Annotated in this window: 13 protein-coding genes; 12 read left to right on the forward strand and 1 reads right to left on the reverse strand. The window is 61.5% G+C overall.

Translation table 11 applies throughout. The features are described from left to right. Positions 1 to 22 precede the first annotated feature (22 nt). Positions 23 to 1,186: an FAD-dependent monooxygenase gene (locus ACX36O_RS01180; RefSeq protein ID WP_488359924.1), complete on the reverse strand. Its 1,164-nt coding sequence runs from the start codon at positions 1,184 to 1,186 to the stop codon at positions 23 to 25. Between the two features lie 399 nt (positions 1,187 to 1,585). On the opposite strand from ACX36O_RS01180, the gene ACX36O_RS01185 reads away from it, so the two are divergent. The 12 genes from ACX36O_RS01185 (at position 1,586) to ACX36O_RS01240 (ending at position 24,014) form a co-directional block, all read left to right on the forward strand. Continuing rightward, positions 1,586 to 1,822 (forward strand): hypothetical protein, encoded by a 237-nt coding sequence (locus ACX36O_RS01185; protein WP_213362464.1) that lies wholly within the window; start codon positions 1,586 to 1,588, stop codon positions 1,820 to 1,822. A gap of 17 nt (positions 1,823 to 1,839) precedes the next feature. Then, on the forward strand, positions 1,840 to 10,452 hold the full coding sequence (locus ACX36O_RS01190; RefSeq protein ID WP_488359925.1) for a GH36-type glycosyl hydrolase domain-containing protein: 8,613 nt from the start codon (positions 1,840 to 1,842) through the stop codon (positions 10,450 to 10,452). Between the two features lie 45 nt (positions 10,453 to 10,497). Further along, positions 10,498 to 11,595, forward strand: coding sequence for a redox-regulated ATPase YchF (gene ychF / locus ACX36O_RS01195; RefSeq protein ID WP_488359926.1), 1,098 nt, complete (start codon positions 10,498 to 10,500; stop codon positions 11,593 to 11,595). Between the two features lie 271 nt (positions 11,596 to 11,866). Continuing rightward, complete coding sequence (locus ACX36O_RS01200) at positions 11,867 to 12,991, forward strand: tyrosine-type recombinase/integrase (RefSeq protein WP_488359927.1); 1,125 nt, start codon at positions 11,867 to 11,869, stop codon at positions 12,989 to 12,991. After that, positions 12,988 to 13,797, forward strand: coding sequence for a hypothetical protein (locus ACX36O_RS01205; protein WP_488359928.1), 810 nt, complete (start codon positions 12,988 to 12,990; stop codon positions 13,795 to 13,797). The genes ACX36O_RS01200 and ACX36O_RS01205 overlap by 4 nt, the downstream gene beginning before the upstream one ends. A 141-nt stretch (positions 13,798 to 13,938) precedes the next feature. Further along, complete coding sequence (locus ACX36O_RS01210; protein WP_488359929.1) at positions 13,939 to 14,160, forward strand: helix-turn-helix transcriptional regulator; 222 nt, start codon at positions 13,939 to 13,941, stop codon at positions 14,158 to 14,160. Continuing rightward, a complete protein-coding gene (locus tag ACX36O_RS01215) occupies positions 14,157 to 15,059 on the forward strand; it encodes a hypothetical protein (RefSeq protein WP_488359930.1) in 903 nt (300 codons plus the stop codon). The genes ACX36O_RS01210 and ACX36O_RS01215 overlap by 4 nt, the downstream gene beginning before the upstream one ends. Then, positions 15,056 to 16,117 carry a site-specific integrase gene (locus ACX36O_RS01220; RefSeq protein ID WP_488359931.1) on the forward strand — a complete coding sequence of 354 codons (1,062 nt, stop codon included), beginning with the start codon at positions 15,056 to 15,058 and terminating at the stop codon, positions 16,115 to 16,117. Before ACX36O_RS01215 ends, ACX36O_RS01220 begins: the two co-directional genes overlap by 4 nt. Before the next feature lie 66 nt (positions 16,118 to 16,183). After that, complete coding sequence (locus tag ACX36O_RS01225) at positions 16,184 to 16,372, forward strand: hypothetical protein (RefSeq protein WP_092310308.1); 189 nt, start codon at positions 16,184 to 16,186, stop codon at positions 16,370 to 16,372. 153 nt (positions 16,373 to 16,525) lie between these two features. Then, the gene (locus tag ACX36O_RS01230) at positions 16,526 to 17,587 is read left to right on the forward strand and encodes a Fic family protein (RefSeq protein WP_488359932.1); all 1,062 of its coding nucleotides are present in this window, start codon (positions 16,526 to 16,528) and stop codon (positions 17,585 to 17,587) included. Continuing rightward, positions 17,587 to 20,460 (forward strand): SNF2-related protein, encoded by a 2,874-nt coding sequence (locus tag ACX36O_RS01235; protein WP_488359933.1) that lies wholly within the window; start codon positions 17,587 to 17,589, stop codon positions 20,458 to 20,460. The genes ACX36O_RS01230 and ACX36O_RS01235 overlap by 1 nt, the downstream gene beginning before the upstream one ends. Beyond that, positions 20,457 to 24,014, forward strand: a complete 3,558-nt coding sequence (locus tag ACX36O_RS01240; RefSeq protein WP_488359934.1) for an SIR2 family NAD-dependent protein deacylase — start codon at positions 20,457 to 20,459, stop codon at positions 24,012 to 24,014. Before ACX36O_RS01235 ends, ACX36O_RS01240 begins: the two co-directional genes overlap by 4 nt. Positions 24,015 to 24,016 lie beyond the last annotated feature (2 nt).

A 24,016-nucleotide genomic window follows, 5' to 3' on the forward strand; every position in this document is an offset into this window, starting at 1 on the left:
GCGGGCAGGTCGCGGAAGTGCGTCAGTCCATGGCGCGGCGGGCCACCCAGTCCTTCACCGGGCCGCTGCGCTCGAACAGGCTCATGCCGAGGTTGCGCAGCTGGCGCACGCCGGCGGCGTTGTGGGAGAACAGGCGCTGGATGCCGTCCATGCCGGCGATCAGCGGGGCGGTTTCGGCCTTGCGCGCCCGTTCGTACTGGCGCAGCAGGCGCATGTCGCCGGGGCTGCGCCAGTAGGGGCGGCCGCCGATGATCTGGTCCAGCAGGGCGACGTCGGCCAGGCCCAGGTTCAGGCCCTGGCCGGCCAGCGGGTGCACGCTGTGGGCGGCATCGCCGGCCAGCGCCCAGTTGTGGCGCGTGACGCCGTCGGCGCCGATGCGGCTGCCGACCCAGCGGCGCGCCAGCCCGAGCTGCAGCGGCCAGGCCACGCGGCGCTGCACGGCAACCACGTTGGGGGCATCGCTGGGCTGCAGATGGGCGGCGTTCTGCAGGTGGGCGGCGAAGGCGGCGTCGTCCAGCGCCAGCAGGTCGTCGACGCGGTTGCGGTCCACCGACCAGACGATGGCTACTTCGCGGCCTTCCGGTCCGTCCAGCGGCAGGAAGGCCAGGATGTCGCTTTCGCAGCCGCTCTGGTTGAACCACTGCCAGGCAATCTGCAGGTGGGGGGCATCCAGCGTGGCGCGGGTGGCGATGGCGGTCTGGCCGTAGGGGGTGACGTCGTAGTCCACGCCGAGTTGCTGGCGCGTGCTGCTGTGCTTGCCCTCGCAGACCACGGTAAGCGGCGCCGGAGCGGCATCGGCCTGCTCGGCCGTGATCACGTCGATGCCGCTCTGGTACTGGCAGGCCTGCTGCAGCATGTGCTCCAGCGTGGGCACGTCGGCGATCCAGGTCATGGCTTCCTGTTCCATGCGCGAGGCATCGAACACGGTTTTGGCATGGCCATCGCCGAGCACGCGCATCTGCAGCACCGGGGTGGCACGCTCGGCGCCGGGCCAGCACTTGAGGCCGGCGAGCAGGCGCTGGGAGCGGTGGTTGATGGCGTAGGCACGGATGTCCGGCTGGTTGCCGGCGGGCGCGGGCGATTCGACCAGCCCCACGCGCAGGCGGTGGCGTGCCAGCAGCAGGGCGAGGGTGCGGCCGACGATGCCGCTGCCGCGAATGCAGACGTCGTGAGAACTGTAGGCCATGGCAATGCAAACAGGGAGCCGAAAACCGCATTGTAGGCGGCTGTGCCGGGCGGTCAGCCGTGCCACAGGGCAAATGTCGTCTGGTAGACCTTTGCGGACGGTTGTGCTACTCTGTTTGGTGTAGGACTGATCCTACCTGCGGTGCCAACATGCACCGATGGTATCGTTCAGACTGATACGGTATCTTCATATTTCTGACATGTTCCGGCGTTAGCGTTTTCAGTCTGCCTCGCGTGGAACCGTCGGAGTCGCGTCGTGGCAGGGCAGTTGCGCCTGCGTCAGGTGCGCTGTGGCCGTCGCCGAGGCGGTCATGCAGAAAGAACAAGGAGGAATGCTTCGCTGGCAGCGGGTTTGCCATGCTGCGTTCCGAGAGACAACACAGATCAAGAAGAGTCCGGCATGAAACACGTATTTGCTTCCCCCCGTCTACCTGCCGCACGCACGCGTGCGGCCGCCGAACTGTCTGCCGACATGGCTGCCCTGGGGCGTCAGTTTGCACAATGCCGCGCATCGGCCAGCCGCTGGTCGCAGGCGCGGGAACTGCTTCAGCGCGGCCTGGCCTATCCGGGCACGCATTTCGTCACCACGCTGCTGCTGGCGGTTGTCGCCTTCGAGGCCAGCCTGTCCTGGTTCTGACCGGCGGGTGATGCGACTTGCCGGCACTCAAGGGATTTTCATTACGCGCCGCCCTGGATGGACTGAGGGGATTCCGCTCCCCGATTGAGGCCCCGATCCGGGCCGAGCTGTTCGGCCCGGCGCGCTTCCGCCAGCACGGCGAGCATCTGGCCGCCATCCACGAGGCCTACACCCCGCACTGGCGACGCAGCAAGCCGTTCTTTCCGCGGCTGCGCCAGAACATCGCCGATCTGCACAAGTCGCGCGAAGTGCTGGAGCAGTTGACGGCCGACGGCCGCCATCCGGGACCGGCGGCGCAGTGGCTGCTCGATAACGCCTCGGTGATCGACGCGCAGGCGCTTGCGATCCGCGAGGGCCTGCCGCACAGCTTTTTCCGCAAGCTGCCACGCCTGCGCAGCGAGCCGCTGGCTGATCTGCCACGCATCTATGGCGTGGTGTGGGCCTATGTGGCGCATGCGGACAGCCATCTGGACGAGGAGCTGCTGGAAGCCTTTCTGAGTGGCTACCTGGGCGAGCGCTATCTGTCGCTGGCCGAACTGTGGTCATTTCCGACCACCTTGCGTGTGGTGCTGCTGGAAAACCTGGCACGGCTGGCCCTGCGCACGGCGGCACTGCAGGCTGCGCGTGATGCCGCGCACGGCTGGTTCGACGGCCCGGAGCCGCAGCGCACCATCGGCCAGCTCGATGACCTGGAGCGGCACTTCCGCCAGCTCGGGGTGGAAGAAGCCTTCCTGCTGCAGGTGGAGCAGCGCCAGGAAGAACTCTCCTATGAGAACGGCCGTCAGCTGCATGCCTGGCTCAAGGTGCGCCTGCAGGATCCGGTGGCGACCGAGGCACGCCACCAGGCGGCGCTGACGGAAGACGAGCAGAGCATCCGCAACGCCATCACCACCCTGCGCAAGATCGACCAGGTGAACTGGCGCGAGCTGTTTGCGCGCAACAACGCGGTGATGCGCATCATGGCGGGCTGTCCGCAGTATGTGGCGGAGAACCTGTCCACACAGGACCGCACGCTGCATGCGATCGAGCGGCTGGCGCGCAAGTCGCGCCACGCCGAGCCCGCCGTGGCGCAGGCGCTGCTGGACCTGACCCGACTCGGGCAAGGGCCGGATGACCCGCAGGTGGCGCCTGCCTACTGGTGGGGCGGCGAGGGCGAGCCGCGGCTGCGCCAGGCGCTCGGCCTGCCGGCGCGCCGGCTGCCCGCACGCAGCAGCCGGACGCGGCGGCGCTGGAATGCCTGGGCCTATCTGCTGGTGGTGGTGCTGCTCACCGGGTGGCTGACGCTGCGCCTGATGGATCTGGGCTACCAGGGCGAGGGCCTGCCCGGCTGGATGTGGGGCGTGACCGCCTATCTGCTGCTGGCGCCGCTGGCCGAGACGGTGGTGGCTCTGGTCAACCGCCTGATCAGCGAATCGGTGCCGCCCGCGGCGCTGCACCGCATGGGGCTGCGCCAGGGCATTCCGCTGGCGCACCAGACACTGGTGGTGATTCCCAGCATGCTGACCAGCGAGAAAAGCACGCGCGAGCTGCTGATCCAGCTCGAGCAGCACCATCTGGCCAACCCGGAAACCCATGCGCAGTTTGCCCTGTTGTCGGACTTTGCCGACGCGGCCACGGCGACAGTGGAGGGCGACAGCGCGGCGCTCGAGTTTGCCCGCGAGGGCGTGGCGGAACTCAACCGGCGCTACCCGGTGGAATCCGGGCGGCCGCTGCGCTTTCTGGTGTTGCACCGCACGCGCGAGTGGAGCGACACGCAGCAGTGCTTCATCGGCTGGGAACGCAAGCGCGGCAAGCTGGAGCAGCTGGTGCAAGCGCTGGCCGAGGGCCAGGAGACGCCGCCGGCACCGTTCATCGACCTGGGTGAGCTGTCGCGCGTGGCGCCGGGCGTGCGCCACCTGGTGACGCTGGACAGCGATACCGACATGCCGCCCGGCCGCCTGCGCGAACTGGTGGCGATTGCCGCGCATCCGCTGAACCAGCCGCATGTCGAACCGGGCACGCGTTACATCAGCCGCGGCTACGGCATCCTGCAGCCGCGCATTGCCACGCCGATGCCGATTGCCGAGGCGGGCACCTGGTTCCACAGCCTGTTTGCCGGCCGGCTCGGGGTGGATCCGTACAGCGCGGCCAGTTCCGAGATCTACCAGGATGTGTTCGGCCAGGGCACCTTCACCGGCAAGGGCCTGCTCAACGTGCAGGCCACGCACCAGGTGCTGGCCGGCCAACTGCCGCCCGAGCATGTGCTGAGCCACGACCTGCTGGAAGGCGCATTGCTGCGCTGCGCCGGCGTGAGCGACGTGACCTTTGTCGAGGACGCGCCCATGCACGCCGACGTGGCCGCCTCGCGCCTGCACCGCTGGACGCGCGGCGACTGGCAGCTGCTGCCGCTGATCGGCCTGCTGCTGCGCTCGCGCGTGCCGGTGATCAACTACTGGAAGGTGTTCGACAACCTGCGCCGCTCGGTGGTGGCGCCATTTTCTGCGCTGCTGCTGGTGTGGGTGGCGCTGACGCAGACGCTGCCTTTCCACTGGGCGCTGCTGGCCGTGCTGGCGGCCTATGGCGGCGGGCCGCTGCTGGGGGCGCTGGCCGGCCTGGCGCCGCACCGCGACGACATTGCGCTGCGGCATTTCTTTGCCGAGGGTTTCAAGGATCTGGGCCGCGCGCTGGTCACGCCGCTGTGGCATCTGGCCACGCTGCTGGATCAGGCCGTGCTGTATGGCGATGCCGTGATCCGGGCCGTGTACCGGCAGCTGGTGTCGCACCGGCTGCTGCTGGAATGGATGACGGCGGCGGCGGCCCAGGCCTCGGTGCGCACCGATCTGCCTTCGCTGCTGCGCAAGCACCGGGCCACGGTGGTGACGGCCGGCGTGCTGTTGCTGCTGGCGCTGGGGGGGAGCCTGGCCGGCTGGCCGGTGAACTGGGTGGCGCTGCTGCCCTTGCTGGTGCTGTGGGCGCTGGTGCCGGTGTGGGTGGCGCTGATCAGCCGGCTGCGCCCGCGCCCGCGCCGCGAGCGCATCACGCAGCAGCAGCGCAGCTACCTGTTCGAGCTGGCGCACGATACCTGGCGCTTCTATGACCGGCACGTGGGCGAGGAGGACAACTTCCTGCCCCCCGACAACGTGCAGATGCAGCCCTTCCAGATGGTGGCGCACCGCACCTCGCCGACCAATATCGGCATGTACCTGCTGGTGCTGGCCTGCGCGCGCCAGATCGGCTTCATCGGCCGCGCGGAAATGGTGGCGCGCCTGCAGGACACGCTGGCCACGCTGGAGCGGCTGCCGCGCCATGCCGGGCATTTCTACAACTGGTACGACACGCGCACGCTCGCGGTGCTGCCGCCGGGCTATGTCTCGACGGTGGACAGCGGCAACTGCTCCGGCCATCTGCTGGTGGTGGCGCGCGCCTGCGAGGAGGCCGCTGCGCTCGACCCGCAGGCGCTGGCCGAGCAGCACACGGCGCTGGAATGCACGCTGGAATGGTCGGCCCTGCGGCTGCAACCGGTGCTGACGCAACTGCAGCCGCTGGAGTGGTTCCCCTCGGTGGCGGATCTGGTGCATGCCACGCCGCCCGGCCCCGGCAGCGCACCGATGGCGGCGCTGCTGGCGCGTGTGGAGGCCTCGCGCGAACGTGCCGAACTGACACGGCAGACCGCCAGTGTCGCGCTCCAGCCGGCGCTGGCGCAACTGACCGATCACCTGACCATTCTCTCCTCGCTGCTGCGGGATCGCGTGGTGCCGCCGGCCGTGCTGCGCGCCAAACTGCTTGAGCTGGGCACGCGCTGCCGCACGCTGGCGCTGGAGCCCGACTACAGCATCCTGTACGACAGCGACCGCCGCCTGTTGCACATCGGCCTGCGCACCGAAACCGGCGAGCTCGACGCCAACCACTACGACCTGCTGGCGAGCGAATCGCGCCTGACCAGCCTGGTGGCAATTGCCAAGGGCGATGTGCCGCCCGAGCACTGGGCGGCGCTGGGCAGGCCGTATTTCTTCAACGAACGCGGGCTGGGCATCAAGTCCTGGTCGGGCTCGATGTTCGAATACCTGATGCCGACGCTGGTGCTGGACGAGCCGCCGGCGAGCGCGCTGGGCCATGTGACGCGCCAGGCGATCCTGGAGCAGCGCGCCGACGGCGAGGAGCGGGGAACGCCCTGGGGCATTTCCGAATCGGCCATTGCCGGGCAGGACCAGACGCTGGCCTACCAGTATGGACCGCAGGGCGTGGCGGCTCTGGCGCTGCGCCGCACGCCGTCCGACGTGCGCGTGGTGGCGCCGTATGCCACCGCCATGGCGACCATGCTGTATCCGGGCGAGGCCATTGCCAACCTGCACCGACTGCAGGAACTGGGCATGCGCGGCGACATGGGCTTCATCGAGTCGCTCGACTACTCGCCGCAGCGCCAGCTGGCCGGGCGCGTCTCGACGCCGGTGCACACCTACATGGCGCACCACCAGGCCATGAGTCTGGTCGCCTTCACCGACGTGCTGTGCGACAACGCGCCGCGTCAGTGGGCCATGAGCGATCCCTATCTGCGTGCCGTGGCTGCGCTGCTGCACGAGCCCACGCCGCGCGTGGTGCAGCCCTTGCAGCCGCCTTCCGGCAGGCCGATCTCCAGCAGCGCGGGCCCGACCTACATGGCGCAGCTGGAAGAGCCGCTGCTGGCCGAGCCGGCAACGCTGCAACTGCTCAGCAACGGCAGCCACGCCGTCTGGATCAACAGCCGCGGTGCCGGCGTGAGCCGCTGGCAGGGGCTGGCCCTGACGCGCTGGCGCGACGACCCGCTGCGCGATGCCTATGGCAGCTATCTCTATGTGGAGCGTCACGAAGACACGGACACTCCCGCAGTGCGGCATTCGCTCACGCTGTTGCCGGCGCGGGATCCGCAAGCCCGCTATCACGCCGAACTGCTGCCCGACCGCGCCTTGCTGAAGGCGCTCTGGAAGGATCTGGAAGCGCTGACCGATGTCTGGGTCAGCGCCGAGGACGACTGCGAACTGCGCCAGGTGCGGCTGGAGAACCTGGGCGAGCATCCGCTCGAGCTCACCATCAGCTTCGCCTCCGAAATCACGCTGGCGACGCAGGCGGATGACGAGGCGCACCCGGCGTTCTCCAACCTGTTCGTGCGCACGCACTGGGATTCGGCGGACCGCGCCCTCTACCTCTGCCGCAAGCCGCGGCTGGCGGACTATCAGCCCATGTATGCGGCTGCCTTCCTGGCACATTGCGAGGCGGACATCGTCTCCGTCGAGCCTTGCGCCGACCGCAGCCGCTGGGTCGGCCGTCACGGCTGTTCGGCGCATGTGCGTGGCGATGGTGGCTACACGCTGCTGCATGATGATCATGGCGAGCCCGAACTGCCGGGCATTGCCGTCGATACCGGACTGGATCCGGTGGCCGTGCTGCGTGTGCGACTGCGCATCCCGGCGGGGGTGCAGGCGCGTCTGGTGTTTGCCATGGCGGCCTCGCGCGATCCGGCGGCGCTGGAGCAGCTGGTGGACCGCTACCGGCAGGAAGGCCATGTGAAGCGTTCCAGCAGCATGGCCAACACCATGAGCGGTGTTCGCCTGCACGAAATCCAGCTCGACCCCGAAGCCTGGCGGGCGCTGCTGCGCGTGCAGACCCAGCTGTCGGCCCAGCACTACCGCGAACAGCATCTGGCGCAGAACGACGTGGAACGCGCCGCACGGCTGGCCTGCGACCGCCGCCTGCTCTGGCGCCACGGCATTTCGGGCGACCGCCCCTTGCTGGTGGTGTCGATCTCGGAAGAATCCGGCCTGCCCATGGTGCAGCAGCTGCGCCGCTCGCTGCGCCTGTGGTCGGCCGGCGGGCTGGGGGTGGACATGGTGGTGCTCAACGGCGAACCGGCCTCCTACCTCACGCCGGTGCAACGGCAGCTGCAGCTGATGCGCGAGCGCCTGCTGGCACGCAAGGACGATCGCTGGCCCGAACATCTGCGTGCCGCCTTGTTCATCCTGCACGACAGCGACCTGTCGGACGACGAGCGCACCACGCTGTATCTGCTGGCCTCGGTGCGCCTGACGGCGGACGGGCGCACGCTGGCCCAGCAGGTGCTGCGCAGCGGAGCTGCCAGCGGCGCCGTGGAGGCGCCGGTCGTCGAATCGGTGCCTTGCCGGCTGCAGGTGCCGCGGCTGGGCTCCGCGGGAGGGGCGGCGCCGCCATCGCCGCAGGGGCGCTTCGATCCGGCGGATGGCAGTTTCAGCTTCACGCTCGATGACGGGCATCGTCCGTCGCGGCCCTGGATCAACGTGCTGGCCAATCCGGATTTCGGCTGCCATGTGTCCGAAGTGGGGGCCGGCATGACCTGGGCCGGCAACAGCCGCATGCACCAGCTGACGCCGTGGTCGAACGATCCGCTGGGCGACCCTGCGGGCGAGCGCCTGCTGCTGGAGGATATCGACGGTGGCGAAGTCTGGACGCTGGGGCAGGTTTGCCAGGGTCATGCCGTGCATGTGACGCATGGCATCGGTTTTACCCGCATGCAGCAGCAGCTGCCGGGGCTGGACGTGACGCTGACCTGGTGCGTGGACCGCGACCTGCCTGTGAAGCAGTGCGTGGTGATGCTGCGCAACACCGGAGTGCAGGCCCGCCGCCTGCGGCTGGTGACGCTGGCCGAGTGGGTGCTGGGCGCCTCGCGGCGTGAACGCATGAGCATCTACACGCACACCGAGCAGCATGTGGTGGGGCCGCATGGTGTGGGCCTGCCCCCGCCGCCGACGGCCCCGGTGCTGTATGCCACGCAACTGGATCGCGCCGGCGGCTTTGGCGAGAGCACGGCGTTCCTGGCGCTGATCGGGCCTGCAGGCCAGTCGCAGCAGGCCGACTGGACCTGCGACCGCCGTGAATTGTTCAACAGCGAGGGCTGCCCTGTGCTGCCCACGCGCTTCGGCCAGCGCAGCGGCTTGGGGCTGGACCCATGCGCGGCGGTAGCCTGTGTGCTGACGGCGCAGCCCGGGGCCACGGTATCGGCAGTGTCCATCCTGGGGCATGGCTGGAGTCTGCCGCAGGCCCGCCATCTGGCCGAGCAGGTGCGCACGACGCCCATCGTCGAGCGCTTCGAGCAGGTGCGCGCTTTCTGGGGTGAACTGTGTGGTGCGCGCCAGATCCGTTCGCCGGATCCCGCCTTCGATGCGCTGGTCAACCATTGGCTGCCGTATCAGACCGTGGTGTGTCGCCTGTGGGCGCGCGCGGGCTTCTACCAGGCAGGCGGCGCCTTCGGCTTCCGCGACCAGTTGCAGGATGCAATGAGCATGGTCGGGCATGCGCCCGAACTGCTGGCACGCCAGATCCGCCGTCATGCGGGGCGCCAGTTCTCGGAAGGCGATGTGCAGCACTGGTGGCATGAGCCCGGAGGCGCGGGGGTGCGCACCCACTTCACCGATGACCTGCTCTGGCTGCCGCTGGCTCTGGCCCTGTATGTGGAGCGTACCGGCGATCATGGCTTGCTGGACGAGCAGGTGCCTTTCCTGCAGGGCTCCCAGGTGCCGCCGGAACGCGAGGACGTGTACGAGTCGCCGCAGGTGAGCGACCATGTGGACACCCTGTACGAGCATGGTGCCCTGGCCATCGACCGCAGCCTGCGCACCGGCGTGCACGGCCTGCCGCTGATGGGTACGGGCGACTGGAACGACGGCATGAACCGCGTCGGCCACGAGGGGCGCGGCGAGTCGGTCTGGCTGGCCTGGTTCCTGTGCGAGGTGGTGCGTGTGTACCTGCCGCTGGCGCGGGCGCGGCGCGATGGCGGCCGCGTGGCTGCGTGGGAGCAGGCGCGCAACGGCTGGATCGACGCGCTGGAATCCGAGGGCTGGGACGGCAGCTGGTACCGCCGTGCCTTCTTCGACGATGGTTCGGTGCTGGGCAGTGCCAGCAACGGGGAAGGGCGCATCGACCTGATTGCCCAGGCCTGGGCCGTGCTGTCGGCGGCGGCCAATCCGGTGCGGGCACGCGCCGCCATGCAGCAGGCCGACCAGCAGCTGTTCGACCACAAGCACCAGGTGATGCGCCTGCTGACGCCGCCGCTGCAGCATGCGAAGCCGAGCGCCGGCTACATCCAGGCCTATCCGCCCGGCGTGCGCGAGAACGCCGGGCAGTACAACCACGGCGCGGTGTGGGGGCTGATGGCCTTTGCGCGGCTGGGGCAGGCGGGCGCAGCCTGGCGGGTGTTCCAGGGCATCAGCCCGGCGCACCGCTGGCAGCACAACGGGCTGGGCGAAACCTATGCGCTCGAGCCGTATGTGGTGGCTGCCGACGTCTATACGGTCGAGCCATACGCCGGCCGTGGCGGCTGGAGCTGGTATACGGGCAGCTCGGGCTGGCTGATGCGGGCGGGGCTGGAGTCGCTCTGCGGCATCGTGCTCAAGCAGGATGTGCTGCACATCGAGCCCTGTCTGCCGCCGCACTGGCAGGAAACCACTGTCACGCTGCGCCGCGATGGCCGCAGCTGGCGCGTGGTGCTGTGCCAGGGCGAGCGGGCGCTGCAGACGGCGCTGGCGCGCGAGGGGCAGGAGCGGGCGCATCCGGCCTGCACGCCGGTGAGTCTGGCGGCGTTTCCGGCCAGCGGCGTGCTGTTGGTGGATGCCTTGCCGGGAGAATGGCGGCCACAGGTAGAATAGAAGGTTGTTTTAATTCAAGCGGCTAGCGCTTTCCAAGGAACTTCCATGAGCCTCAAATGCGGCATCGTGGGCCTGCCCAACGTGGGCAAGTCCACCCTGTTCAACGCCCTGACCAAGGCCGGCATCGCTGCCGAAAACTACCCCTTCTGCACCATCGAGCCCAACACCGGCGTGGTGGAAGTGCCCGATCCGCGCCTGCAGCAGCTGGCCGAGATCATCAAGCCCGAGCGCATCGTGCCGGCCATCGTCGAGTTTGTGGACATTGCCGGCCTGGTGGCAGGCGCGAGCAAGGGCGAAGGCCTGGGCAACCAGTTCCTGGCGCATATCCGCGAAACTGACGCCATCGTCAACGTGGTGCGCTGCTTCGAGGATCCGAACGTGATCCACGTGGCGGGCAAGGTCGATCCGATCTCCGACATCGAGGTGATCCAGACCGAGCTCTGCCTGGCCGACCTGGGCACGGTGGAGAAGGCGCAGGTGCGTTACGGCAAGGCAGCCAAGAGCGGCAACGACAAGGAAGCGATTGCCATGGTCAAGGTGCTGGAAAAAGTGCAGGCCGGTCTGCTCGAAGGCAAGCCCGCGCGCATCCTGGACCTGAACGACCAGGAAAAGGCGCTGCTCAAGCCGCTGTGCCTGATCACCGGCAAGCCGGCCATGTTCGTGGGCAACGTGGCCGAGGACGGCTTCGAGAACAACCCGCTGCTGGACCGCCTGAAGGAATTTGCCAAGTCGCACGGCGATGCGCCGGTGGTGGCCATCTGCGCCAAGATCGAATCGGAACTGGCCGAAATGAGCGACGAAGACCGCGACATGATGCTGGAGGAAATGGGCCTGCACGAGCCGGGCCTGAACCGCCTGATCCGCGCGGGTTTCAGCCTGCTGGGGCTGCAGACCTACTTCACCGCCGGCGTGAAGGAAGTGCGTGCTTGGACCATCCATATCGGCGATACCGCGCCGCAGGCGGCAGGCGTGATCCACGGCGACTTCGAGCGCGGCTTCATCCGCGCGCAGACGATCGCGTTTGACGACTTCATCCAGTACAAGGGCGAGCAGGGCGCCAAGGAGGCGGGCAAGATGCGCGCTGAAGGCAAGGAGTATGTCGTCAGGGATGGGGATGTGATGAACTTTTTGTTCAACGTTTGAGTCGCCAAGCCGTTTTCCTGATGTTTCATGAAACACTAGGAAGGCATGAAAATCCCAATAAAACCGCGCAGTTGCGCGGTTTTATTGTTTCATAGCGCTGCTTCAAGTTTCCCGAGAAGCCAAAGTGCATCTGAGTACGATGGTGAGTACAGCCCTTGGATGGCGTGCGAATAAATGAGTATAGTGAAGCTGCCGCCATGACAAGGAGTCAGCCACCATGCTTACCGACACGCACTGCCGCAACGCCAAGCCCAGGGAAAAGCTCTAGCGATTGAATGACCAGCGCGGGCTCTACCTCGAAGTCAAGCCCAACGGAGTCAAGGCTTGGCGATACCGCTTCACACTGGATGGCAAGGCCAGCATGTTTGCGCTTGGCGAATACCCTGCTGTTACGCTCTCTGAAGCCAGGGAACGCAGTGAGGCCGCACGCAAACTGGTCAAGCAAGGCATCAATCCCGCCCAGCAAAGGCAGATCGACCGCATCCGGCAAGCCAGCGAAGCAAAGAACACCTTCGAGATCGTCGCCAAGGAGTGGCTGCAGACAAAGGACTGGGAAGATGTCACCAAGAACCGGCGTCTGGATATGCTGGAGCGCGTGGTGTTCCCCAGTATCGGCAATATGCCGGTTCGCGAAATAACGCCAGCCCATGTCCTGGACATCCTGCAGAAAACAGCAAAGCGTGGCGCGCCCACGGTCGCCGCCGAGGCGCGGCGCACCATGTCCGCCGTATTCGAGTTCGCCGTCGCCACCTTGCGAGCCGACAGCGACCCGGTTTGGCCGGTGCGCAAGGCGCTACCAGCAAACAAGACCCAGCACAAACCGGCGCTCAGTAAAGAGCAGATTGGCAAACTGCTAAGCGACTTCGCAAACCACCGCTGCAGCTTTCAGGTAAGTCATTGCATGCAACTGATGTGGTGGACCCTGGCGCGACCGACTGAAGTGGCCGAGGCAGCTTGGGATGAGTTTGACCTTGAGAAGGCTGTGTGGCGTATCCCGGCGCAGCGCATGAAAGCGCGCAAGGAGCACGTCGTGCCTCTGCCACGTCAGGCAGTGGACATGCTCAAAGGACTGCATGCCATTACCGGCAACCGCAAGCACCTTTTTCCCGGCCGGGATGATCGCAACGCCCCAATGTCCGCCGCATCGCTTCGCCAGGCACTCAAGGTTTTGGGGTGGAGCGGCGCCTATAGCCCACACGCCACGCGGACCACCGGCAGTACCCGCCTTAACGAGATGGGCTACCGTCCCGATGCCATCGAAGCGCAGCTTGCCCATGCTGACCAGAACAATGTGCGTCGTACCTACAACCACGCCACCTATTTCGATGAGCGTCGGGCCATGATGCAAGATTGGGCGGACAAGTTGGATGAATGGAAAGAGCAAGCACAGGCATGACCACAAAGATCATGGCTCCAGATATTCCCAACTCCGATGCCGTCGCCGAGCTGCGCACCAGAGCAGAGGCAACCTGCGACCGATATGGCGTCCAGCGCCGCGAGCAATGTGTAAATGCTTTTCTGCGGCTGGCAGAAAGTTTTCGTTGGCGTACGATGCCGCCCCCTGAAATTGAAGAAGGCACACTTGAGCAACTAAAAAGACTCCGAGATGCGGCGTCCCGGTTAAGCAAGGCGCTTCGAAGCCTGGACGAAGAGTCGGCAGCGCTATTACCCGAATTTCTGAGGAAGGACCTGCCTACCCATAAGCTGTTCTGCGAGTCGCTACACTCCGTGAGCAGGCAACTGTCAGCGCCCGGAGCAAGCAGAGAACATGAGGCCAAGGAGCTGATCGCGAAGCAATTTATCGTTACCTGCCAGCAATTCAGAATTCCGATCAAGTGGAGCAAGGAGTTCGAGTACCACTCGGTGAACAGCAAGAACGAGCCATCCGCCTATCTCCTCGGCGCCATCTATGCTGCGGGCGGCATGAAGGCAGATGCTGAAACCACGCCTGCTCATCGCGCCAATCACTATCTGGGGCGTTTCAGCAAAGGATTTACCGTCGCTATCGATGGAGTTGTAGTCCGGGTGCTGCTGAAGAAAACAGTGATAGAGCCCAATCTTTACATGTCCCAGATAATGAAAGCCGTCTCCGAGGGACGTGAACCAACCCTGCCCACAAGCAGCATCCTTACGGCATCTTGCCAAGGATACGAGCTTGGATTGTCTCGGCCATTTTGTGAGACATTCGACTGGCACAGCTGAGGCCACTGCTCGACACCGGTTTGCATGCTGGGTGATTTCAGGCCCGAGAATAGGGAGTGCAGGTGACAACCGTGCTCCCTGACTTCATAACCAGATCTTTTGCATGATCCCTTCGTGTTTCAACACGTTGAGAGGAACAGCATGCAAATCATCAAGACGCAGAATGTCTGCATGAAGATCTCGGTCAGCCGGACAACCCTCTGGCGACTTTGCCAGACTGAAGATTTTCCGAAGCCAGTTCGGCTAGGCCCTGGCGGCCGTTCGATTGGCTTTTTTGCCCACGAGATCGACGCGTGGCTTGAGACCCAGGCGGCGGATCGTGAGCACGCCGTTTGTCTGGCTCGCCAGAGGGCGAAGTCATGAGCCGCATCCGCATTGACGACTCCGCCGAATACTGGTGGTCTCTGCCTTGCAGCCTGTTACGCGACTCCCGGTTGAGCTATGAAGCGCGAGGCGTGGCTTGCCACTTGCTCTCGCTAGGCCGTAACTGGCAGTTGCGCGCTGTCGCACTGCCGCGCGTGCTGCACGATCAGTCGCGAGCGAAAGGCCATCTTGGCCGAGACCTTTGCCGCCGCATCCTGCGCGAACTTGAAGACGCCGGCTACCTGGCACGGAGGAAATTCCAGGACGAAGAAGGGCTTTGGCGATGGGAGTCCGTGTTGACACCAGTCTCGCAAAAGGTGCCACAAACATCCATGGCCGGCTTGGCCGGCGACGGAGAAACCGTGGACGGCACATCCGTCGCCGGTCAGGGCGGTGATATAGGTGTAGGTGAATACAAGGAAGAAGTAGTAGTAAAAAATATAAAACCACTACTACAGACAGGGGCTGTGGATAACTCTCCGAAAACGGGAGAGGCTTCCGCGCCCTTGGACTTGTCGCACCCTTCTCTTCTGCCCTACCTGCGCGTCATCGCCGACGTAACCCGCCGCTTCGGCCCCTCGCTCTCAACACAACAGATACAGCTTGTCGCCGACGAGCTGGCTGGCGTCCTGTCGGCAGCCGGTAGTGGCAAGCACGCGGGCATCCGCTCCGTGCGCTCATGGCTATTGGCCGTGATGAATAGCGCTGTCGCGGGAGAATTCATCGCCGAGTTCGCGCCGAATATCGCCCGCTGGCGAAAGAACCGACAGGAGGCGATGGAGGCAGTGCAATTGCGCGCCCCTGTGCAGCAGTCAGAAGCCGAGCGCCAAAAGACAAAGGCTGAACGCGCAAAGGCCATCGCCGATTTGAAGGCGATGTTTCAGGGCCGGAAGCAATGATCGACGCGGATGAGATGGTTGCGCTGATCGAATCGTGCCGGCACGAGATGCAAGCCATGCTTCCGGTCGATGAATTTGCCAGCTTGAGCAGCAAGACCAGGCAAGACTATCGCCAGCTTGGCCGCACGCTGCTACAGCGTGCCCGCTACGCCGAAGGTGGTGTGGCCGAAGTCATGACGGCCACCCAGCGCCCGACAACCTTCTACAAACGCGTCGCAGCGCTTCGCTACTGCCTGTACGCCGGTCTTGTCGAGCAGCTGAAAAGCCTGCATTCCGCGCTCTCTGCTCGACCTGTGGACAGGTTGCAAGTCATGGCCATCCAGGCCCAATTGCAACAACAGCGTGCATTTCTGCGCGAGTTCGATATGGCCCGGCAAAGCGGCCATCCCGGCGAGCGCCGCAAGCGTGCCAGCAAGCGGCAAGCCTTGCGCGGCCTCCCCGGCGACTGGCGCGAGCAACTGTATCAGCGCGCTGCGAAAGGCAAGTATGCCGATGCCATTCTGGTCGCTGCGCTGACCGGCTGCCGTCCGGAAGAGCTCCGGCGCGGCGTGCTCATTCGCTGGGTGAACAATCCGCGCAGCGGCATGGGCGAGATCAGATTCGAGATCGATGGCGCCAAGGTTAAGACGCATCAAGGCCAGCCGCAGCGCTTAATCGCCTATGGCGCACACGCCCCCCATCCATTGTTGGAGGCTCTGCGCATCCGGCTAGCGGGGCTGCGGGAATTAATCGTTTGCATTGACAGCCCGGTCAACTTCACCGTCGAAGTCCGTCGGCTAGCACGTAGCATTTGGCCGAAACACAAGCACGCTATCACAGCTTACTGCCTGCGCCACCAATGGGCAGCCGACCTGAAACGGCACGCAGCGGCGGATTCAGTCAGCCAGGGGCTGGGACATGCCAGCGGCAAAACACGACGGCACTACGGGCAAGCCAATCAGGCCAGCAGCCTGCATGCACTGCAACCCATCCTCATCGAGGCTGAGCGCCCTGTAAAGCCGGCTACCGCCAAGGTGCCGCGCCATCGAGCAGCCCCAAGCACGGAATCTACGCCCTGAAGAGAATCATGGCGAGGTGGGGCAAAATGCAGTACATTTGCGTGACATCACTGATGAGACGCTGCCATGTCACGCCTGAAGGACGAAACCCTATCCATCCGCACCTCCGCTGAGATCAAGCAGCTTTTGCGCTTGGCGGCTGAGCGCGAGCGTCGCTCGGTGGCTTCAATGATCGAAATTCTGGTGCTGGAATACGCTCGTACGCATGACCTGAAACCAGATCCTCAAGGCCTGTCAGTAAAGGGAAATATATGAGGGTGGTGAATGCCGAGGAGGTGCAAGCGCACGTCAAAATCAAGAAGCTGAGGAAATGGAGTAGTCAGAGACTGATAACAGGGTATTTGTAGAGACAATACCCCATTTAATGGCTATGATTACCCCATTTAGATAGCCTAGGTTTACATTTTCATGCACTCGCTCACACCCGAGTACCTTGCCGCGCTTCGCTTCGATGGCACCCAGGCTGCCACGTTGCGCACACTGGGCGAGTACCAGGGCAAGCAACAGCTCTATGCCGCGCAGTCGCCTGAAGCCCTCAAAGGCCTACGCCAGGTCGCGGTAGTCGAATCCACCGAGTCGTCCAACCGGCTGGAAGGCGTTGTCGTCGCACCCTCGCGGTTGAAGTCTCTGGTCATCCGCAACGCAACGCCAAAGAGTCGTTCCGAACAGGAGATCGCCGGCTACCGTGATGCTCTGGCGCTAATCCACGAATCGGCCGCGCACATGCCCTTCAGCGAGGGCGTAGTGCTGCAACTGCACACCCTGCTGTACCGCTACATGCCGCAGGCGGGCGGGCGCTGGAAGGCGACTAACAACGACATCATCGAGCGCCACCCGGACGGCACGTCGCGGCTGCGCTTCCAGCCGGTCGCGGCGCATCTGGCGCCGATGGCAATGGCTGATCTGACCGGGCGCTACGCCACCGCATTGGACCAGCACCTGGCCGACCCACTAGTGCTGGTGCCACTGGCGATGCTCGACTTCCTGTGCATCCACCCCTTCCCCGACGACAATGGCCGCATGTCCCGCCTGCTGACCTTGCTGCTGCTCTACCACTTCGACTATGCCGTGGGCCGCTACATCAGCCTGGAACGCATCTTCGAGGATACCAAGGAAGGTTATTACGAGACGCTGGAAGCCAGCTCTCAGGGTTGGCACCAGGGGCAGCACGACGCAAAGCCTTGGCTCGACTACTTCTGGCGTGCCTTGCTGCGGGCATACCGCGAGTTCGAGGAGCGTGTCGGCACCATCGAGCGGGGACGTGGCAGCAAAGGCGACCGGGTGCGTGCGGAAGTCTTGGGGCGCACCCTGCCGTTCTCGATTTCCGAAATTGAAGAAGCTTGCCCGGGCGTGAGCCGGGACATGGTGCGGCTGGTGCTGCGGGCGATGAAGTCAGAGGGAGTGATCGAGTCCATGGGCAAGGGGCGAGGAGCGAAGTGGAAACAAGTCAAGGTAGAGGGGGGAGACTGATGCAACAGCCCCTTACGCAGTATCAAAGCCAGTACTACGCATGGCTTCTGACGCGCCGTGCGGCGGGCGATTCCGTGGAATCGCTGGCCTCAACACTGGTCGACTCGCAGGTTGATCTCAATCCACATCAGGTGGAGGCCGCCCTCTTCGCCTGCCGCAATCCCCTTTCGCGCGGTGTGCTCCTCGCTGACGAAGTGGGGCTCGGCAAGACCATTGAAGCAGGGTTGGTCATCTCTCAGCGTTGGGCCGAGCGACGCCGCAAGATTCTCATCATCGTTCCGGCCAACCTGCGCAAGCAGTGGCACCAGGAGTTGCAAGACAAGTTCGGTCTGCAAGGATTGATTCTCGAAGCCAAAAGCTACAACGCGATCCGCAAGCAGGATCGACAGAATCCATTCCTCTTCGCCTCCGGTCCGGTCATCTGTTCCTACCAGTTCGCCAAGTCCAAGGCTGACGATGTCAAGAGCATTGACTGGGACTTGGTCGTTCTCGACGAAGCGCATCGCCTGCGCAACGTCTACAAGACCAGCAACGTCATTGCCAAAACCCTCAAGGATGCGTTGTCGCACGTTCACTCCAAGGTGCTGCTGACCGCAACGCCGTTACAAAACTCATTGCTCGAACTCTATGGGCTGGTCAGCTTCATCGATGATCGCGTGTTCGGAGACCTTGACAGCTTTCGCTCGCAATTTACTGGCCGGGAGCAGGCGTTCAACGGTCTGCGTGACAGGCTGGCTCCCATCTGCAAGCGCACGCTGCGCAAACAGGTTCAGCCCTATGTGTCGTATACGGCGCGCAAGGCCATCATCCAGGAATTCACGCCCTCAAGCGAAGAGCAGGAACTGTCCCGACTCGTCGCTGATTACTTGCGTCGCCCCAACCTGAAGGCCATGCCCGAGGGACAGCGCCAGCTGATTTCACTGGTGCTATGGAAGTTGCTCGCGTCCAGCTCGCACGCCATCGCAGGTGCGCTGGAAACGATGGCCAAACGGCTTCAGGGAGTGCTCGACGAGACGGCAGAAATTCCTGATCTGGCCGAAGAACTCGACGAAGACTACGAATCGCTGGACGAAACTGCGGATGAGTGGAACGAGCAAGGCTCCGCTACGGCGGCACCGAGCCGCTCAGAGCGAGATGCCATTGCGCAGGAAGTCGAAGAGCTTCGCCACTTCAAGGAGTTGGCGACCAACATCCGTGACAATGCCAAGGGTAAGGCGCTGCTGACCGCACTGGATCGTGCCTTTGCCGAACTGGATCGGTTGGGTGCAGCGCAAAAAGCCATTATCTTCACCGAATCCAAGCGCACACAGGAGTATCTGCTGAGCTTGCTGGCTGACACGCCATACGGCGACGGCATCGTGCTCTTCAACGGCACCAACAGCGACCAACGTGCGCAGGCGATCTACAAGGATTGGCTCAAACGCCATGAAGGCACTGACCGCATCACCGGCTCCAAGACCGCCGACACCCGTGCAGCACTGGTCGAGTACTTCAAGGAGCGTGGCAAGGTCATGATTGCAACCGAAGCTGGCGCCGAAGGCATCAACCTTCAATTCTGCTCGCTTGTGATCAACTATGACTTGCCTTGGAATCCGCAGCGTATCGAGCAGCGCATCGGGCGCTGCCACCGCTACGGCCAGAAGCACGATGTGGTGGTTGTGAACTTCGTGGATCTCAGCAATGAGGCGGACAAACGCGTCTATGAATTGCTGGCGCAGAAGTTCCAGCTCTTCGAAGGCGTGTTTGGCGCCAGCGACGAAGTGCTGGGTGCCATCGGTTCGGGTGTCGACTTCGAGCGACGTATCGCGGATATCTACCAGAACTGCCGAGAACCAGAGGAAATCAAATCCAGTTTTGAGCAGCTCCGCCTTGACCTGTCGGGAGAGATCAGTGACGCCATGGTCAAGACGCGTCAGGCATTACTTGAAAACTTCGACGAGTCAGTGCAGGAAAAGCTGCGGATACGTGCAGACGACAGCCGCAACGCGCGCAATCGCTTCGAACGCATGTTGATGGACTTGACCCGCGCCGAATTGATCCAGTATGCCTCGTTCGATGACAGCGGTTTCGATCTCTGCCAAATACCGGCCGAAATCGAGCACAGCGGACTTACGACCATCGAGCGGGGGCGCTACGAACTGCCCCGCCGGTCCGGTGATGCGCACCTATACCGTATCAGTCATCCACTGGCTCGATGGGCTATCGAGCAGGCCAAGGCTCGGAAACTTGATGCAGTTCGTCTCATCTTCGACTACGACGCCTACGGCTCAAAGATCAGCACACTTGAAGCCTATCGCGGCAAGGCTGGATGGCTCACGGTGAGACTGATCACGGTCGAGACCCTTGGCAACCGGGAAGAACATCTGCTAGTCGCCGCGGCAACAACCGACGGCGTTTTGCTCACGGAAGATGACCCGGAAAAACTGCTGCGTCTGCCCGCAACCACGCAGACGGTCAGTCTGTTCAACGCCCCTGACGCCACCCTTTTGGTCGATGTGGAAGCGCGCAAAAGCGCGCTCTTGCGCGAAGTCAACGAGCGCAACCTTGGTTACTTCGAGCAGGAAGTCCAGAAGCTGGATGCCTGGGCGGACGATCTGAAATTGGGTCTGGAGCAGGAGATCAAGGAGATCGACCGCGAGATCAAGGAGGTGCGCCGAACCGCCGCGACCTCGCCGACGCTGGACGAAAAGCTGTCATGGCAGAAGAAGCAGCGCGAATTGGAAGGCAAGCGCAGCAAGCTGCGCCGCGAGTTGTTCAACCGACAGGATGAGGTCGAGATGCAACGCAATACGCTGATCGAAAAGCTTGAAGAGCAACTGGAACAGAGGGTCCGGGAACAGGTGCTGTTCAACGTGGAGTGGGTGTTGCAATGATGAAACATATCTCTTCTCTTCCCGATTACGCTGCATTAAAAAAACTCGCGGCTGCACTTTGGCAGCAGGACAACTCTTACCATGGCGCAGCCATCATGGTAGGCGCAGGTTTTAGCAGAAGCGCTGCCTCGACAGGCGATCCTAGTAAGAAACTGCCGCTCTGGAATCATTTTTCCAGCAAACTTGCCGATGAATTGGGTTCAGGCAGCACCGACGCTCTACGTTTGGCAGAAGAATATTGCGCTTATTTTGGCAAGCAAGCCCTGTATGATTTGATAAAGCAAGAAATCAACGATGCAGCGTGGGAACCTGGCGAGTTGTACAAGTCATTGCTGGAATTGCCATGGTCAGAAATTCTGACCACTAATTGGGATACGTTGCTGGAGCGTGCATCATCCGAGGTGCACCAACCGATTTACAGTGTGGTTTCAAAGCAAGAAGATCTTTCCAGTGCAAGAGCGCCAAGAATCGTCAAGTTACACGGGACGATAGACGTAACAAAAGACCTGGTTTTCACCCAAGAGGACTACCGAAAATATCCACAACAATACGCGGCGTTTGTCAATTTCTCGCGTCAGGTTTTCATCGAAAACGAATTATGTTTGTTAGGCTTCTCCGGTGATGATCCCAACTTTCTCCAATGGGCTGGGTGGGTCCGAGATCATCTAGCCACACATTCAAGACGTATTTACCTCGTTGGGGCCCTGGGGCTGAACTCCGCAAAACGAAAATATCTGGAATCCATTAATGTCGCACCCATCGACCTAGATGACCTAGTTACAGATTACGATGAGCGCGATATTCGACATTTGGAAGCGACTAAAATATTCGTCCGAGCCCTACAAGATCTTAAGCCTAAACAGATTTGGGAGTGGGATCCAACGCAGCTGCATCGTACAACAAGCACTGGGGCAGAAAGCACCAAGATTCATCAAGATGCCAGCTATGCGGCTAAACTGCTGGAGGAGAAGCTACCCTCTTTAGAGAAGGATCGATTGTCCTACCCTGACTGGCTGGTTTGTCCCAATAAACAGCGGTTTCAGTTGCAAAGCCAAATAACCGATCCCTGGCCTAACCCTAAGAATCTGTCTGCAATGACAGAAACATCTAAAGCCAAGCTATTGTACGAAATCACTTGGCATCACCAAGTAACCTTTGAAGTTATACCATCATGGCTGGCAAGCGAGTTGCTTGCTGTATGCGATCCTGACAAGCCCTGCTCACTATCAAAAAGACAGCAGTTAGAAATTGCGGTCCTGCTTCTGAAAAATACGCGCTGGATGGATAACCCTGACTCCAGAAATATTTTTCAGACGACAAGTGCAATATTGGAGAAAGGCAAAAAACACTGGCCCGAGAGCAGTGACGAGCTTGCCTACCACAACGCTATCGTGGCGCGTGACCAGTTCGACTATACGGCCATGGAACAACATGTTGAAAAAATTACTAATAGCAATCCAGTCTGGAAACTAAGAAAAGCTTCTCTCCTTGCCGACCTTGGGCAATTTGATAAGGGGGGGGCGCTAGTAGCAGAAGCATACAAGGAACTCCTAACCCAGTATCGAAATGATCGCAACTCAATCCATGTACTCTCGCGATTAGCCTGGGCACACTGGCTGATGCGTGGCGTCGATCTGTCGTCTTTTGACAAACCTTTCAAAGCATTTCCGTCCAGCTATCGAGATTCCAAGTGTGACCCATGGGATCACATTGAGCATATTAGGGAACGAATTTCAAAAGCTCTGGAGAAGCAGCAAAAACAACAGGCAATTGAGCCATCATTCGAACCCGGGCGTTATAAAGACAATGCCAATACATTAACATTTAGCAACGAACTACATCCATTGCTTCTGTTAGAAGGTGTTTCGAGCACCGTTGGTATGCCACTTCGATGGAGCGGTGTTAGCTTCCTTGTTGAACAAGCAGCCAAGAGCGCAGAGTTGGAAGGTATTGACAATATTCATCGCTTTGCATTGGCAATCCGTTCAGCGAACAGCGACACATCGGAGGTTTTGAAAAAAGTCTTCTCAAGAGTTCACATAGCATGTCTTCCAGAAAGTGATGTGACCTTCTTGCTAAATCAGTGCATTCTAGCAATCAACTATTGGCTGAAAAAGCGGGAGGATAAGTCTTCTTATGCTAGCCGCGTCGCTATTGACCGCTTGCGGGTTTTTATCGAGGTATTAGCCCGTGTTTCAGTGAGAGCCACGGCCGAACAGGCAAAGCAAATATTTCGCTTGGCTGTATCTCTTGGCAAAAAACCTGAACTTCATCATCTCTGGCTTTTTGATGCAGTCAAGCACCTGTCTGAATTCTCTCTCAAGAGCATTCCCGATTCGCAGCAGCATGATGTGTTGCTCGATGCCTTGTCTTTCCCTCTCCAGTCTGAAATAAGCTTTAAGGATCACAAAGAGTGGGGAAATCCAGTCGTAAAACACCCGGGGGAAAGAAAGCAAGACTCAGCTCTTGATCGTCGTATAGATGAAATAATAGATCATATCGCACCCTGCTCACCTCAAAGTGCCTCTGCTCTGCTGCGTCTACTTCCGTTGATCGAGAAAGAATTTTTGACAAAAGAAGAGCTTAAAAAAATTGCGCAAAAAGTATGGGGAAGTGAACCGAATCTGAACAATGCTCCTGAAACAGGATTACTCAAGTATGTACTACTTGAAATTCCCTCGCCAGATCCTGTTGCTGTCAAGGCTCTTGTCAGGAGATATTTATTTGAGTCAAAAAAGCCAAGCCTGCTTGATTCGGCGCTGTTGACGGACATAGCCAACGCCGCACAAGCAGAAAATATCAAAGAGTTTCCGTCTGCAGATCAGGCTGCCGATTACTTCGAGCAACTGATTATTTGGAGACCGAATAAAGACAGCAGCGATATGCTCGGCTTTGCGCAAAACGAAGAACGCCAACTCACTGTTCTAGTCGGCCAAGTGTTGGCTCGCTCTGTTGTTCCTGCATTGCCTTCAGAAAATCTCACAGAAGAAAATTTTCAAAAGCTTTGTGTCTTTTATTCCGAAGTCGAGGCACCAGAGGCGCTGATTGCCTTTCCATACTTTGCTATTAACAATGAAATTTTTAATGAGCAGGTGGAAAGGTTGATCAGACAAGGCCTTCAATCAAACGATGCAAACAAGTTGACATATGCATCATATGCCCTGTTAACTTGGAGAGATCAAAAAGAATCACCTAATATTGAGAAGTTGATTTCTAGATTAATTTATCGGATAGGGTCGAATCGAATGACTGGTTTGCCAGCATTGCTCTGGACTGCCAATCAGATGTATTGCAAAAAATATCTATCTGATGAGAGCATCGAATCGTTGGTAGAGATTCTACCTATCATCTTTGATAACGCTGATTATAGGAATATTTTACCCTTTGGACGAGAGTCCATTGGTGTTTCCTTTGTGCGTGCCGCGTGCGTCAGGTTGGCAAGGGATATTGTTAGCAATAGTGAAAACAAAAATTATGAACTACTTCGGATCTTGGAGGAGGCTAAGAAAGATGCTCTTCCCGAAGTTAGATTCGCAGAAATGACGAATGTATAGGT

The sequence above is a fragment of the Brachymonas sp. KE5 genome (assembly GCF_057773645.1).

What these genes read in the sequence shown, in the direction of transcription:
- ACX36O_RS01180 (WP_488359924.1), bottom strand. Translation starts at nt 1,186, where the DNA reads ATGGCCTACAGTTCTCACGACGTCTGCATTCGCGGCAGCGGCATCGTC.
- ACX36O_RS01185 (WP_213362464.1), top strand. Translation starts at nt 1,586, where the DNA reads ATGAAACACGTATTTGCTTCCCCCCGTCTACCTGCCGCACGCACGCGT.
- ychF (WP_488359926.1), top strand. Translation starts at nt 10,498, where the DNA reads ATGAGCCTCAAATGCGGCATCGTGGGCCTGCCCAACGTGGGCAAGTCC.
- ACX36O_RS01205 (WP_488359928.1), top strand. Translation starts at nt 12,988, where the DNA reads ATGACCACAAAGATCATGGCTCCAGATATTCCCAACTCCGATGCCGTC.
- ACX36O_RS01210 (WP_488359929.1), top strand. Translation starts at nt 13,939, where the DNA reads ATGCAAATCATCAAGACGCAGAATGTCTGCATGAAGATCTCGGTCAGC.
- ACX36O_RS01215 (WP_488359930.1), top strand. Translation starts at nt 14,157, where the DNA reads ATGAGCCGCATCCGCATTGACGACTCCGCCGAATACTGGTGGTCTCTG.
- ACX36O_RS01220 (WP_488359931.1), top strand. Translation starts at nt 15,056, where the DNA reads ATGATCGACGCGGATGAGATGGTTGCGCTGATCGAATCGTGCCGGCAC.
- ACX36O_RS01225 (WP_092310308.1), top strand. Translation starts at nt 16,184, where the DNA reads ATGTCACGCCTGAAGGACGAAACCCTATCCATCCGCACCTCCGCTGAG.
- ACX36O_RS01230 (WP_488359932.1), top strand. Translation starts at nt 16,526, where the DNA reads ATGCACTCGCTCACACCCGAGTACCTTGCCGCGCTTCGCTTCGATGGC.
- ACX36O_RS01235 (WP_488359933.1), top strand. Translation starts at nt 17,587, where the DNA reads ATGCAACAGCCCCTTACGCAGTATCAAAGCCAGTACTACGCATGGCTT.
- ACX36O_RS01240 (WP_488359934.1), top strand. Translation starts at nt 20,457, where the DNA reads ATGATGAAACATATCTCTTCTCTTCCCGATTACGCTGCATTAAAAAAA.